This window comes from Thioclava sp. DLFJ4-1 (genome assembly GCF_002020145.1).
Classification (GTDB): Bacteria; Pseudomonadota; Alphaproteobacteria; order Rhodobacterales; family Rhodobacteraceae; genus Thioclava; species Thioclava sediminum.
On record NZ_MPZT01000004.1, the window covers coordinates 467,636 to 481,241 of the forward strand.

Here is a 13,606-nt window from a genome sequence, read left to right on the forward strand (position 1 = left end):
GCCGGAGGCCTCCGGCGGGGTATTTGTCTCAAGGGGAAGGGGATGCGGACGCGCACGGGGGGGGCTGCGTCGCGCATGGCCCATGGGGGGGCTGCGTCGTGCATGGCCCATTGACCTTTCGCCAAGGCCCGCTTAGCTCGCGAGCATGGCACGTGCACCGCTTTTACAGCTTTCCGACATCTCGCTCACCTTCGGCGGCAATCCCGTTTTCGAAGGTCTCTCCCTCACCGTCCAGCAAGGCGACCGAGTCGCGCTGGTGGGCCGAAACGGCTCGGGCAAATCCACCTTGATGAAGGTGATGGCCGGGCTGGTGGAGCCGGATTCGGGGACGCGAGTCGTGCCGCCGGGTATTTCCGTGGGTTATATGGAGCAGGAGCCTGACCTGTCGGGCTTCGCGACCTTGGGCGATTTCGCCGCCTCCGAACTGGACCCCGCCGAGGCCTATAAGGTCGAGATGGTCGCAGAGGGGCTGAAGTTCAAACCCGAGACCCCGGTCGAGACCGCCTCGGGCGGCGAGCGTCGCCGCGCGGCGCTGGCCAAGCTTCTGGCCGAGGGGCCGGAGCTGATGCTGCTCGACGAGCCGACGAACCATCTCGATATCGAGGCGATTGCCTGGCTGGAAAACCAGCTGAAGGAGACCCGCAAGGCCTTCGTGCTGATCTCGCACGACCGCGCCTTCCTGCGCGCGCTGACCCGGGCCACGCTCTGGATCGACCGCGGAGAAGTGCGCCGCAATGAAGAGGGCTTCGAAACCTTCGAGGAATGGCGCGAAAAGGCTTGGGCGGAGGAAGACGACGCCCGTCACAAGCTCAATCGTAAGATCAAGGCCGAGGCGCGTTGGGCGGTCGAGGGTATCTCGGCCCGGCGCAAGCGCAATCAGGGCCGGGTGCGCGCTCTGCAGGCGCTGCGCGCCGAGCGCGCTGGTCAGATCAAGCGGCAGGGCGTCGCTGCGATGGAGCTCGACTCGGGCCAGCAATCGGGCAAGCGGGTGATCGAGGCCACGGGCCTGTCCAAGCGCTATGGCGACAAACAGATCGTGAAGGATTTCGACCTGCGCGTGCTGCGCGGGGACCGCGTGGCCTTCGTCGGTCCCAATGGCGTGGGTAAGACGACGCTTCTGAAGATGCTGACCGGCGAGGTCGCACCCGATGAGGGCGCGGTGAAGCTGGGCACGAATCTCGAGATCGCCGTCTTCGATCAGGCGAGGGCCACGCTCAATCCCGAGCAGACGCTGTGGGACGGGCTGGTGAACGACCCGGACATGGCGGTGAAGGGACGCTCCGATCAGGTGATGGTGCGCGGCACGCCGAAACACGTCGTGGGCTATTTGAAGGACTTCCTGTTCGACGAGCAGCAGGCGCGCGGCCCGATCCGGTCGCTGTCGGGCGGCGAACGCGCGCGGCTCTTGCTGGCGCGGATCATGGCGAAGCCGTCGAACCTGCTGATTCTCGACGAACCGACCAACGATCTCGACGTGGAGACGCTCGATCTGCTGCAGGATCTGCTGGGCGAATATGACGGCACGGTGCTGCTGGTCAGCCACGACCGCGATTTCATCGACCGGGTCGCCAGCACGACCATCGCGATGGAAGGCGACGGGCGCGCCACCGTCTATGCGGGCGGCTGGTCGGATTATCAGGCGCAGAAGGCCGAGGCCGCGCCGGAGGCCAAGCCCGCGCCGAAGAAGGACGCCCCCAAGGCAGAGGCGAAACCCGCCGCGCCCCAGAAAGCTGCGCCGAAGAAAGCGGGCCTCAGCTTTACCGAGAAACACCGGCTGGAAGAGCTGCCCGGCGTGATCGAGAAGCTCGAACATGAGATCTCGAAGATCAACGAATTGCTCGCCGATCCCGATCTCTTCACCCGCGAGCCTGTGAAATTCGCCAAGGCCACCGAGATGCTGAGCGACCGCCAATCGGCGCTCGACGCGGCCGAGGTCGAATGGCTCGAGCTCGAAGAGAAGGCGCAGAACGCCTAGACCCTTCGCGCGCGGCTCGGTCGGATGCCTCCGGCGGGGATATTTGATCCAAGCCGAAGGGGAGGGCATTCTCTTTCGGATTGGCAGAAATATCCCGGGGGCTGGCGGAGCCAGCGGGGCAGAGCCCCTCTTTGCGGGGCGATAAGGAGGGGCGAATGGCCAAGCGAACCGGGGGCAAGGGGACGGGACCGCTCAGCGGGCTGCGTATTGTCGAGATTTCCGGGCTGGGGCCGACGCCGTTTGCGGCGATGTGTCTGGCCGATTTCGGGGCCGAGGTGATCCGCATCGCGCGGCCCGGCTCGGGCGGGGCTAAGAATCATGTTCTGGGGCTGGAGGTCGACGTGCTCGACCGCGGCCGCGACGTGGTGGAGCTGGATCTCAAATCCGACGCCGGGCGCGAGGCGGTGCGCACGCTGATCGCCCGCGCCGATGGGGTGATCGAAGGCATGCGCCCGGGCGTGATGGAGCGGCTTGGGCTGGGGCCCGAGGATTTCCCCGATCATCCGGCGCTGGTCTATGGAAGGATGACCGGCTGGGGGCAGGAGGGGCCGCTGTCGCAAACTGCGGGCCATGACATCAATTACCTGTCTCTGACCGGGGCGCTGCACGCGATGGGCGGAGAGGCGCCCGCGATCCCGCTCAACCTTCTGGGCGATTTCGGCGGCGGCGGAATTTATCTGGCCTTCGGGATGCTGGCGGCGCTCTGGCAGGCGCGCGAGACCGGGCGGGGGCAGGTCGTCGATTGCGCGATCACCGACGGGGTGGCGCATCTGATGGCGATGGTCACCGGGATGGCCGGGCAGGGGGCGTGGGTGGATCGGCGGCAGGCGAATCTGCTCGATGGCGCCGCGCCGTTCTACACGGTCTATGAATGTGCCTGCGGCGGGCATATGGCGGTCGGCGCGCTCGAGCCGCAATTCTATGCGGCGCTGATCGCGGGGTTGGGATTCGCGCCCCAGGACTTGCCTGAGCGTGAAGCCCGTGCGAATTGGCCAGCCTTGCGTAACACTTTTACTGAGCGCTTTGCGACTCGCAGCCGGGATGACTGGGCCGAGGTCTTCGCGGGCAGCGATGCCTGCGCGACGCCGGTGCTGTCGATCGCGGAGGCCATTGCGCATCCGCAGAACGCCGAACGGGAGGCTTACGTCGATCTCGACGGGATCGCCCAGCCCTCGCCCGCGCCGCGCCTCTCGGCCACGCCGGGGCAGGCGGGGGCACAGGGGCGGCGGATCTCCGCGGCGGAGGCGCTCGCCCGCTGGAGCGATTGCGGATAAAACCTCATTTTTCCTTGACAGATGGGGGCTGATCCCCGATATCGGCCCGACCCGGCGGAGAGTCTTCTTTCCGCCGGGCCTCGTTTTTGCAACTTCGCTCCCATGAGGAGCGCGCAGTCCGACGGCGGGCCGACAGGTCCAACGAACTCCGATCAGGGGCCACAGGGCGCGGATGAAGAAAAGGAAAGACCCATGTTTGCGGTCCTCAAGACCGGCGGCAAGCAATACAAAGTTCAAGCGGGCGATCTGCTCCGCGTGGAACTGCTCGCAGCCGAAGCTGGCGATAAAGTCCAGTTCAACGAGATTCTGATGGTCGGCGGCGACAAGCCCCAGTTCGGCACCCCGCTCGTCGAAGGTGCGGCCGTGCAGGCGGAAGTCATCGACAACATCAAGGCCGACAAGGTCATCACCTACCACAAGCGTCGTCGTAAGCACTCGTCGCAGCGTACCCGTGGTCACCGTCAGCAGCTGACCCTGCTGCGCGTCACCGACGTCCTCGCCACCGGCGGCGACAAGTCGGGCGTGAAGGAAGCCGTGGGCACCGCGATCGCACGTCGTGCAGCGCATGGTGGCAAAGGCGAAGCCGCTCCGGCCAAGCCCGCCAAGGCCGCTGCTGCTCCGAAAGCTGCGCCGAAGGCTGATGCCGCCGTCGCGGAAGCGGACGATCTGAAGGTCATCACCGGTCTCGGCCCAGCGGCCGAGAAGAAGCTGAACGAAGCTGGCATCACCACCTACGCTCAGCTCGCTTCGGTCGATCCCGAAACCTTTGAAGCTACCAAGGTCAAGCCCGACTGGGTCGAGCAGGCCAAAGAGCTCGCGAAATAAGGAGAGACACCCATGGCACACAAGAAAGCAGGCGGTTCATCCCGTAACGGCCGCGACTCTGCGGGTCGTCGTCTTGGCGTGAAACTGTTCGGCGGTCAGGCTGCGATCCCGGGCAACATTATCGTGCGTCAGCGCGGCACCAAGTGGTGGCCGGGTGAGGGCGTCGGCCTCGGCAAGGATCACACCATCTTTGCAACGGCTGAAGGCCGCGTCACCTTCCATAAAGGCCTCAAGGGCCGCACCTTCGTATCGGTCCTCCCGGCTGCGGAGGCCGCCGAGTAACCCGACCGACGAAAGTGTCACAAAATCGGGGGATCGGCTGAAAGGCCGGTCCCCTTTCTCGTTGCAGTGCAGCACGCAAATGTTTGCAAACGCGGCGAGAAAATTTACCGGGTCGGGGGATGTATCGTCATCTTACTGTCCTATTTATTTACTAGGACCACGCGGCAGGAGGAGCCGCCGGTTCGTCCGCGTTTCGAGGAGGAGCGCCCATGTACCAGGAGACGATTTCCACCCAACCCGTGATCGAAACGGAGCGCTTCGTGCTGCGCCCGCTGCGCCGTTCGGATGCCGGTCTGATCGAGATGTATTCCGGCGATAAACGCGTCGCCGAAGGCACTCGCGCGATCCCGCATCCGCTGCCGCCCGGCACGGCCGAGAATTTCATCGCGCGCGCACAGGCCGACGACCGCGTCGAAGACGTCTGGGCGATTGACGGCTCGCGTCATGGCATGGGCGAGCTTCTGGGTGTCGTCTCGCTGACCCGTCTCGACGACGATCAGTCCGAGATCGGCTATTGGGTTGGACCGGGGTTCTGGAATACGGGCCTCGCCTCCGAAGCGGTCGCGGCGATCATCGAGGCGAACCCGCAAGACGCGCGCACGCTTTTTGCCGAGGTGTTTCAGGACAATCCGGGCTCGGCTCGTGTCCTGACCAATTGCGGTTTCGAGTATCTGGGCGATGCGGAAAGCTGGTCGCTCGCGCGCGGTCGCCATGTCCCGACTTGGACCTATCTGCGCAAGATGTAACGCAGACCGAGAGCGTAGACGGGAGGGCGCTGCCCTCCCGAACCCTCCCGGGATATTTGGGCCAAGAGGAAGATGCATCTTATTGAAACGCCGCGCCTCGTCTTGCGTCCGCTGACTTCGAAAGATGTCGATGCGATCACGCGTGCCGCGAATGATTTCGAACTCGCGCGCTGGCTCGCGAAGATGCCGTATCCCTACACCAGAGCCGATGCTGAGGCGTTCGTCGCCGCCAATCGCGAGAATGGCGGGCGAGTCTGGGGAATCACGCGACAGGGCGAGTTTTGTGGAGTGATCGGAAAGGTCGGCGCGTTCGGCTATTGGTTGGGTCGGGATCATTGGGGCAATGGCTATGCCACCGAGGCAGGCCGTGCCGTCATTGCTGCGCATTTCGAGGCCCCGGACGCGCGGCCGCTCGCGGCGGGCTATTTCGAGGGCAATCACCGCTCGCGCAGGGTTCTCGAGAAGCTGGGATTCCGGCACGCAGGCGAGTCGCTTGTCGATAGCCGGGCGCTGGGGCGCAAGCTCCGACATTTCGACATGATCTGCGAGACCCCGCCTCGCGACGCGCATTCCCCTTCCTCTTGGTGAAAATATCCCGGGGGTGTGGGGGCCGCGCCCCCACGCGGCGCTTGATCCTGCGCGCGCAGGCAGCTATCCCGGCGCCTTGATGAAAGGGGCCTGACCATGAAATTCCTCGATCTCGCCAAGGTCTATATCCGCTCGGGTGGCGGCGGCGCGGGCTGCGTCTCGTTCCGGCGCGAGAAATATATCGAATTCGGCGGCCCTGATGGCGGCGACGGCGGCAAGGGCGGCTCGGTCTGGATCGAGGCGGTCGAAGGGCTCAATACGCTCATCGATTTCCGCTACCAGCAGCATTTCTTCGCAAAAACCGGCCAGCACGGCATGGGCAGCCAATGCACCGGCAAGGACGGCGATGACGTCGTGCTGAAAGTGCCGGTCGGCACCGAGATTCTCGACGAGGATCAGGAAACGCTGATCGCCGACATGACCGAGGTGGGCCAGCGCGTGCTTCTCGCCAAGGGCGGCAATGGCGGCTGGGGCAACCTGCATTTCAAATCGTCGACCAACCGCGCGCCGCAACGCGCGAATCCCGGCCAGGAAGGCGTGGAGCGCACGATCTGGCTGCGGCTCAAGCTGATCGCGGATGCGGGGCTTCTGGGGCTGCCCAACGCGGGCAAGTCCACCTTCCTCGCGGCGACGTCGAATGCGCGGCCCAAGATTGCGGATTATCCGTTCACCACGCTGGTTCCGAACCTCGGCGTCGTCGGCATCGACGGGCGCGAATTCGTCGTGGCCGATATTCCCGGGCTGATCGAGGGCGCCTCCGAGGGGCGGGGTCTGGGCGACCAGTTCCTCGGCCATGTCGAGCGGTGCTCGGTGCTGCTGCATCTTGTCGATGGCACCGCGGAGGACCCGGTCGAGGACTGGCGCACGATCATCGGCGAGTTGGAGGCCTATTCGGAAATCCTCGCTCAGAAGCCGCGTGTCACCGTGCTCAACAAGATCGACGCGATTGACGAAGAGACGCTGGCCGAGCGCAAGGCGGAGCTGGAAGAGGCGTCGGGCGGGCGCGTGATGCTGATGTCGGGCGTGTCGAAGAAGGGCGTGCCGGATGTGTTGCGCGCGCTTTGGGCGGAGATCGCCAAGGACAAGCCGAAGCCGGAGGACGAGGGCGGAGCATGGCAACCGTGAGCGCGCCCGCTCTGGCGCAGGCGAAGCGTCTGGTGATCAAGATCGGATCGGCGCTTCTCGTCGATCAGAGCGGATTGCGTGCGGATTGGCTGCGCTCGCTGGCCGCCGATGTGGCGGCTTTGCGCGCCCGCGGCACGGGTGTTGTGATCGTCTCCTCCGGCTCGATTGCGCTGGGGCGTCGGGTGCTCGGTCTCGCGGGCGGCACGTTGCCGCTGGAGCAGAGCCAGGCCGCGGCGGCGGTGGGACAGATCCGCCTCGCGCGGGCCTATGAGGAAGTTCTGGGGCCGCATGACGTGAGCACCGCACAGGTTCTGGTGACGCTGGAAGATACCGCGGATCGCCGCCGCTACCTCAATTCGCGCGCGACGCTGGAGACGCTGCTGAGCCTCGGCGTCGTGCCCATCGTGAACGAGAACGACACGGTCGCGACCGACGAGATCCGCTTCGGCGACAATGACCGGCTGGCCGCCCAGATCGCGGTGACGATCGGGGCGGATCAGCTGCTGCTGCTGTCCGATGTCGACGGGCTTTACACCGCGAACCCCAAGACCGACCCGAGTGCCGAGCATCTGCCGGTGATCGAACATATCACCCCCGAGATCGAGGCGATGGCGGGCGATCCCGTCTCCGGCCTCTCGAAGGGTGGGATGAAGACGAAATTGCTGGCCGCGAAGGTCGCGGTGGCGGGGGGCTGCGCGATGGCGATCGCAGAAGGCTTTGCCGAGCATCCGGTGGCCGCACTGGAGCAGGGCGGGCGCTGCAGCTGGTTCCTGCCCGAGGGCGATCCGCAGGCGGCGCGCAAACGCTGGATCGCGGCGATGAAGCCGCGGGGCGAGTTGTTCGTCGATGAGGGGGCCGCCAATGCGCTGCGCTCTGGCAAGTCGCTGCTGCCCGCCGGGATCACCAAGGTCGTCGGGCGCTTCGGGCGCGGCGATCCGGTCACCATTGCGGGGCCGGACCGTGCGGTGCTGGGCAAAGGGCTCGTGCGCTACACCGGCGACGAGGCGCGGCTGATCGCGGGGCACCGCTCGGGCGAGATCGAGGAGATTCTCGGCTATCCCGGCCGCGCGGCGTTGATCCATCGCGACGATATGGTGGTGGGCTGAGCGGGTTTGCTCCGCCCCTTCATTCGGCCCAGTCCGGCTTGCGCTTCTCGATGAAGGCCTGCACGCCTTCCTTCGTATCACGCCAGAGCATGTTCTCGACCATCACGGCGGCCGTGTGCTCATAGGCCTGCGCGAGGTCCATATTGGCCTGATCGTAGAAGGCGCGTTTGCCGATCTTCACGGCGGCGCCCAGCTTGCCTGCGATGGTCTGCGCCAGCTTCTCGGTCTCGGCGCCAAGCTCCTCATGCGGCGCGATGCGATTGACCAGCCCGACCTCGCGGGCGCGGGCGGCATCGATGAACTCGCCGGTGGTCAGCATCTCGAAGGCCACCTTGCGCGGCACGTTGCGCGACAGCGCCACCATCGGGGTCGAGCAGAAGAGCCCGATATTCACCCCGTTCACCCCGAACCGCGTGCCCTCGGCGGCCACGGCCAGATCGCAGGAGGCGACCAGCTGGCAGCCGGCGGCGGTCGCGATGCCATGCGCCTCGGCGATCACCGGCTGCGGCAGGGCGGGGATCATCTGCATCACCTCGGCGCAGCGGAAGAAGAGATCGGCGAAATAGGCGCGGCCCTGATCCTCGGCTTCGCGCCCGCGCTGCATCTCCTTGAGGTCATGGCCCGCGCAAAACGCTTTGCCCGCGCCGCGCAGCACCACGACCTTCACGCCGGTATCCTCGGCCAGCTCGGAAAACCGCGCCTTGAGCGCCGCCAGCATCGCATCGGACAGCGCGTTGAGGCTGCCGGGGCTGTTCATCGTCAGATGCGCCACCGCGCCATTATCCTCGCGGATCACCAGATCGGTCATTGAAACTCCTCCTCTTTGGCGAAACTCTAGGGGCGAGCGAGGGACAAGAAAAGGGGAGGGCGCATGGCGCTGGCAATGGATCGCGACGAGCTCGCGGAATTTCTCGACGAGGCGTTTCCGCAGGTGAAAGGCGACTTCGCGATCGAGGCGCTCGATGAGGACGAGCTCGTGGTGCGCCTGAAGGTGGAAGAGCGCCATTTGCGGCCCGGCGGCACGGTCTCAGGGCCGAACATGTTCGCGCTGGCGGATGTCGGAATCTACATCGCGATCCTCGCCCGGATCGGTCGCGTGGCGCTGGCGGTGACGACGAATGCGAGCATGGATTTCATGCGCAAGCCCGCCGCAGGGGCCGACCTGATCGCGAAGATCCGGGTACTCAAGCTGGGCCGCGTCCTCGCCGTGGGCGATGCGCTGATCTATTCCGAGGGCGACGATCGACCCGTTGCGCGCGCGAGCATGACTTATTCGATCCCGCCGCGGGCGATGGGGTAGGGCGCTGCGCACTCTGCCTCTTCGCCTTGGCGCAAATATCCCGGGGGAGGCGCGGATGCGCCGGGGGCAGAGCCCCCAACCCGGCCCAACATCGCGTCGAGATATGGGGTATTTTGATACCTAATTTTTACCGCATTGTTTTTGCTGATAAAATTCCGAAACGATGCACTTGAAAACGCGTCCGGAATCGCGCAAAAGCCCGCATCAGAATTCGAAATACCCCACAAGGGCAGATCACAGATGAAAACCTACACCGCAAAACCCGCGGAGATCGAGAAGAAATGGGTCATCATCGACGCTGAAGGCGTCGTGCTGGGCCGTCTCGCGTCGATCGTCGCAATGCGTCTGCGTGGCAAGCACAAGGCCACCTTCACGCCGCACATGGACATGGGCGACAACGTCATCGTCATCAACGCCGACAAGGTGCAGATGACCGGCAAGAAGCGTGACGACAAGACCTACTACTGGCACACCAACCACCCCGGTGGGATCAAGTCGCGCACCGCGCGTCAGATCCTCGAGGGCGCGCATCCCGAGCGCGTGGTTATGAAGGCGGTCGAGCGCATGATCTCGCGCAACCGTCTGGGTCGTGCGCAGATGGCGAACCTGCGTGTCTACGCTGGTGCCGAGCATCCGCACGAAGCGCAACAGCCTGAAGTTCTCGACGTCAAGTCGATGAACAAGAAGAACACCCGGAGCTGATCATGGCCGACGATATCAAGACCCTCGACGATCTGAAATCGGTCGTGACCGGCTCGGACAACGCTGGCGCCACCGAAACCGAAACCTCCACGCCCCGTGAGCCCGTGCGCGACGCGCAAGGCCGCTCCTATGCCACCGGCAAGCGTAAAGACGCGGTCGCCCGCGTCTGGGTCAAGCCGGGCACCGGCAAGGTCGAAGTGAACGGCAAGGCGATGGACAAGTACTTCGCGCGTCCCGTGCTTCAGCTGATCGTGAACCAGCCCTTCGGCGTGGCGAATGTGGACGGCCAGTTCGACGTCTACGCGACCGTCGCAGGCGGCGGCCTCTCGGGCCAGGCCGGTGCAGTCAAGCACGGCATCTCGAAAGCGCTGCAGCTCTACGATCCCTCGCTGCGTCCGGCTCTGAAAGCCGCAGGCTTCCTGACCCGCGACTCGCGCGTTGTGGAACGTAAGAAATACGGCCGTGCGAAAGCCCGTCGTAGCTTCCAGTTCTCGAAGCGCTAAACTTCGCGAATACGATTTGGAAAGCGGCTCCCATTCGGGGGCCGCTTTTCGTTTGGGGCTCCGCCCCCGGCGCGTGCCGCGCCTCCCCCGGGATATTTCGGGCAGTTGGAAGGGCGGCGCGAGCTCTGACTTCCAACTGCGTCAAATATCCCGGGGGCGAATTCGGCGAAGCCGAAGCGGGGGCGGCGCCCCCGATCTTTTGCCCGCAAAAAGACGAAGGCGCCCCGTTCGGAGCGCCTTCGAGCATCTTCGACCTGCGAGGGGCAGGGTTTACTCCGCCTCGTCCATCTTGGCGGCGTTGAGCAGGGCGTAATTCTGCGCGCCCACGCGGTCGTAGAGATCGAGCTGCGTCTCGAGGAAATCGACATGGCCTTCCTCATCCGCGATCAGCTCTTCGAACAGATCCTTCGAGACGTAATCGCGCACGCTTTCGCAATGGTCGCGCGCCTCGCGATAGAGGGTCAGCGCGTCATGCTCGCCCGCCAGGTCGCATTCGAGCGTCTCGCGCGGGCCTTCGCCGATGCGCAGCGGGTCGAGTTTTTGCAGGTTCGGATGGCCTTCGAGGAACAGGATGCGCGCGATCAGCTTGTCGGCGTGATGCATCTCCTCGATGGATTCCTCGCGCGATTTCTTCGCCATCGCGGCAAGGCCCCAATCCTCCTGCATCCGGAAGTGCAGCCAGTATTGCGAAACGGCCGTCAATTCGCTGCGCAGAGCTGCGTTGAGATAGTCGATAACCTTAGCGTCGCCCTTCATGTCGTCTTCCTTCCATTGGTGCCTGTCTCAGCCCGGTCAGTTCGACCGGCACTTTCAAATTGGTATTCTTGCGCATCGTGGAAAGAAAGAGCGGCATGCATCCACCGCAATCGGCCCGCTTCCCGAGTGCGTGATAGATCTTGCCCGGGGTGATGATCGTGCTCGGGTCCGAAGCCCGCATCCAGTCGATCGCGGCGTGGATGTCGCGATCGGTGATGGTCTGACAATGGCAGATGATCATGGTCGTGCGCCCTGTTTCCGGGGAGGGGGATTCCTGTCCGCCCATAGGTGAGTAGTTTTGTCGGAAATGTCAATCCGACAGAAAGAGTCGGGCATAAAGCTGCCTCCGGTGCCAATTCCCCGCCCCGTTTCCATCGCCGCGCAACTGGGGTAAGCACGGGCAAACAGTTCAAGAGGCCCGTATGTCCGTCTCCATGCTCTCCACCTTCGTCAAACCGATGCATCCCGAAGGGCGCAAATTCGTCGCCATCTTCGCGGGCATCACTTTCATCCTGTTTCTGATCTGGGAGCCTCTGGGCTGGATCGGGGTCGGGCTGACCGTCTGGTGCTATTACTTCTTCCGTGATCCGCCGCGGGTGACGCCCACCCGCGAGGGGTTGATGGTCTCGCCCGCCGATGGCGTGGTCTCTCTGCTGGAGCCGGCTGTGCCGCCGGCGGAGCTGGGCCTCGGCGACAAGCCGATGACCCGCGTCTCGGTCTTCATGTCGGTCTTCAACTGCCACGTGAACCGGCTGCCCTGCGTGGGCCGGATCTCGAAGGTGGCCTATCGTCCCGGCAAATTCCTCAATGCCTCGCTCGACAAGGCGAGCTCGGACAATGAGCGCAACGGGCTTGCGGTGACGCTGCCCGATGGCCGCCAATACGGGGTCGTGCAGATCGCAGGGCTCGTCGCCCGGCGCATCCTGTGCTGGTCGAAGGAAGGCCAGAGCCTGATGACCGGCGAGCGCTTCGGTCTGATCCGGTTCGGCTCGCGTCTCGACATCTACCTGCCTGAAGGGGTGAACCCGCTCGTCTGCATCGGCCAGAACATGGTCGCGGGCGAAACCGTGATCGCCGATCTCGAAAGCACGGAACAAGCGCGCTCCGGCGGCATTCGGTAAGAGAGGCTCGAGGAGGGCGCGATGAAAGACCACGAACTCGACCCGCATGAAAAGGACCGGTTGCCGTTTCTGCAGCTGGTGCCGAACCTCGTCACGATCGCCGGGATGGGGCTGGGGCTGACCTCGATCCGTTTCGCGATGGATGACCGGTTCGAGAGCGCGGTGGTTCTGATCCTGCTCGCGGCGCTGATCGACGGGATGGACGGGTTGCTCGCGCGGCGACTCAATGCGTCCTCGGATTTCGGGGCGGAACTCGACAGCCTGTCCGACTTCCTCTGCTTCGGCGTGGCGCCGGGGCTTCTGCTTTATCGCTTCGCCTTGGGGGAGACGCACGCTTTCGGCTGGGTCTTCGTGCTGGTCTATACTGGGGCGGCCTGTCTGCGCCTCGCACGGTTCAACGTGATGCGCGCCGAGCCTGAGTCGATGCGCCACTTCACGGGGGTGCCCGCACCCGCAGGGGCGGGGCTCGCCCTATTGCCGATGTTCGTCAGTTTCGCTGAACTGGGTGATGCGCGCGCGGTGCCGGTGCTTGTGGCGGTCTGGCTGGGCTTCGTCGGCCTGCTGATGATCTCGCGGATCAAGACCTTCTCGCCCAAAGCGATGCGCATTCCGCGCCGCGCGGTGGGCGTGCTTCTGATCGGCACGGTCATCGCGGTGGGGATGGTCTTCACGCGGATCTGGCTGCTGATGGTGATCCTGGCGGCGATCTACGCGGTGATGCTGATCCCCGCGATCTGGAAAGCGCGCGGGAGAATTCTGCGCGCCTGACCTCGCCCCTCTTCGACACTGCCGAACGCCGCTCCTCCGGGGGCGGCGTTCGCGATTCTGGGAGGTGTGAGGGTCGGGGAGGCGATTCACCGGAGAGAGGGGGGCGATTCACCCGGTCATCAGGGCGATTTCGGATGATTTGCGCGAAACGGAATCGGGTGACCCCGGGGCAGTATCAAGCGATTCCGTGTCTGCCCATCGGCCCCAAGCCCATCCCCTTTGCTTTTTGCCGCTTTTTTGACCAAGAAAATAAGGGTATCGAGAAAAAAGTGACGATCAGATGAAAAAACCTGTTGCGGACCCCGGTCCCTATGCGTAGAAACCCCCTCACCGAAGCGGCACACACCGCAGCGGGGCGCCGGAAGGGCCAGCGACGCTGACACGGACGGCAACGAACACTACTGAGGTTTGAGGGCGGGCTGCGCTGCAAAGTAAGCGCTTCCGGTTCTTTTTGGCCTCGCGCTCTTTGACATTGATAGATATCTGAAGAGATATGCGGGCGGTTTGGTCGATGATCGATGCGGACCGGAGCATA

Annotated in this window: 16 protein-coding genes; 13 read left to right on the forward strand and 3 right to left on the reverse strand. The window is 64.6% G+C overall.

Translation table 11 applies throughout. The features are described from left to right. Nucleotides 1-145 precede the first annotated feature (145 nt). From BMI85_RS15190 to proB, 8 genes are all read left to right on the forward strand, one after another. Nucleotides 146-1,975: an ATP-binding cassette domain-containing protein gene (locus BMI85_RS15190; RefSeq protein ID WP_078601854.1), complete on the forward strand. Its 1,830-nt coding sequence runs from the start codon at nt 146-148 to the stop codon at nt 1,973-1,975. Nucleotides 1,976-2,130: 155 nt separating this feature from the next. Next, a complete protein-coding gene (locus BMI85_RS15195; RefSeq protein WP_078601855.1) occupies nt 2,131-3,249 on the forward strand; it encodes a CaiB/BaiF CoA-transferase family protein in 1,119 nt (372 codons plus the stop codon). 192 nt (nt 3,250-3,441) lie between these two features. Continuing rightward, nucleotides 3,442-4,074, forward strand: a complete 633-nt coding sequence (locus BMI85_RS15200) for a 50S ribosomal protein L21 (protein WP_078522804.1) — start codon at nt 3,442-3,444, stop codon at nt 4,072-4,074. Nucleotides 4,075-4,086: 12 nt separating this feature from the next. Next, complete coding sequence (rpmA, locus tag BMI85_RS15205) at nt 4,087-4,356, forward strand: 50S ribosomal protein L27 (protein ID WP_075775480.1); 270 nt, start codon at nt 4,087-4,089, stop codon at nt 4,354-4,356. A gap of 209 nt (nt 4,357-4,565) precedes the next feature. Then, complete coding sequence (locus BMI85_RS15210; RefSeq protein ID WP_078601856.1) at nt 4,566-5,102, forward strand: GNAT family N-acetyltransferase; 537 nt, start codon at nt 4,566-4,568, stop codon at nt 5,100-5,102. A 72-nt stretch (nt 5,103-5,174) separates the two neighbouring features. Then, entirely contained in the window at nt 5,175-5,690 is a 516-nt protein-coding gene (locus BMI85_RS15215) for a GNAT family N-acetyltransferase (RefSeq protein WP_078601857.1), read from the forward strand. Nucleotides 5,691-5,786: 96 nt separating this feature from the next. Beyond that, a complete protein-coding gene (obgE, locus tag BMI85_RS15220) occupies nt 5,787-6,815 on the forward strand; it encodes a GTPase ObgE (protein WP_078601858.1) in 1,029 nt (342 codons plus the stop codon). Beyond that, nucleotides 6,803-7,921, forward strand: a complete 1,119-nt coding sequence (gene proB / locus BMI85_RS15225; protein ID WP_078601859.1) for a glutamate 5-kinase — start codon at nt 6,803-6,805, stop codon at nt 7,919-7,921. The genes obgE and proB overlap by 13 nt, the downstream gene beginning before the upstream one ends. A 19-nt stretch (nt 7,922-7,940) precedes the next feature. Here the strand turns inward: proB and BMI85_RS15230 are convergent, their stop codons facing one another. Next, a complete protein-coding gene (locus BMI85_RS15230) occupies nt 7,941-8,729 on the reverse strand; it encodes an enoyl-CoA hydratase (protein WP_078601860.1) in 789 nt (262 codons plus the stop codon). A gap of 63 nt (nt 8,730-8,792) precedes the next feature. On the opposite strand from BMI85_RS15230, the gene BMI85_RS15235 reads away from it, so the two are divergent. From BMI85_RS15235 to rpsI, 3 genes are all read left to right on the forward strand, one after another. Beyond that, a complete protein-coding gene (locus BMI85_RS15235) occupies nt 8,793-9,221 on the forward strand; it encodes a PaaI family thioesterase (RefSeq protein WP_078601861.1) in 429 nt (142 codons plus the stop codon). A 240-nt stretch (nt 9,222-9,461) separates the two neighbouring features. Beyond that, a complete protein-coding gene (gene rplM / locus BMI85_RS15240; RefSeq protein WP_078522797.1) occupies nt 9,462-9,923 on the forward strand; it encodes a 50S ribosomal protein L13 in 462 nt (153 codons plus the stop codon). A 2-nt stretch (nt 9,924-9,925) separates the two neighbouring features. Next, the gene (gene rpsI / locus BMI85_RS15245) at nt 9,926-10,426 is read left to right on the forward strand and encodes a 30S ribosomal protein S9 (protein WP_078522796.1); all 501 of its coding nucleotides are present in this window, start codon (nt 9,926-9,928) and stop codon (nt 10,424-10,426) included. A gap of 270 nt (nt 10,427-10,696) precedes the next feature. On the opposite strand, the gene bfr is transcribed toward rpsI, so the two are convergent. Both bfr and BMI85_RS15255 read right to left on the reverse strand, forming a co-directional pair. Further along, nucleotides 10,697-11,182 carry a bacterioferritin gene (gene bfr / locus BMI85_RS15250; RefSeq protein WP_078542760.1) on the reverse strand — a complete coding sequence of 162 codons (486 nt, stop codon included), beginning with the start codon at nt 11,180-11,182 and terminating at the stop codon, nt 10,697-10,699. Beyond that, a complete protein-coding gene (locus tag BMI85_RS15255) occupies nt 11,166-11,423 on the reverse strand; it encodes a (2Fe-2S)-binding protein (RefSeq protein WP_078547388.1) in 258 nt (85 codons plus the stop codon). The genes bfr and BMI85_RS15255 overlap by 17 nt, the downstream gene beginning before the upstream one ends. Before the next feature lie 181 nt (nt 11,424-11,604). Between BMI85_RS15255 and BMI85_RS15260 the strand changes: the two genes are divergently transcribed. Both BMI85_RS15260 and pssA read left to right on the forward strand, forming a co-directional pair. Continuing rightward, complete coding sequence (locus BMI85_RS15260) at nt 11,605-12,303, forward strand: phosphatidylserine decarboxylase (protein WP_078601862.1); 699 nt, start codon at nt 11,605-11,607, stop codon at nt 12,301-12,303. 21 nt (nt 12,304-12,324) lie between these two features. Beyond that, the gene (gene pssA / locus BMI85_RS15265) at nt 12,325-13,071 is read left to right on the forward strand and encodes a CDP-diacylglycerol--serine O-phosphatidyltransferase (RefSeq protein WP_078601863.1); all 747 of its coding nucleotides are present in this window, start codon (nt 12,325-12,327) and stop codon (nt 13,069-13,071) included. Nucleotides 13,072-13,606: the final 535 nt, after the last annotated feature.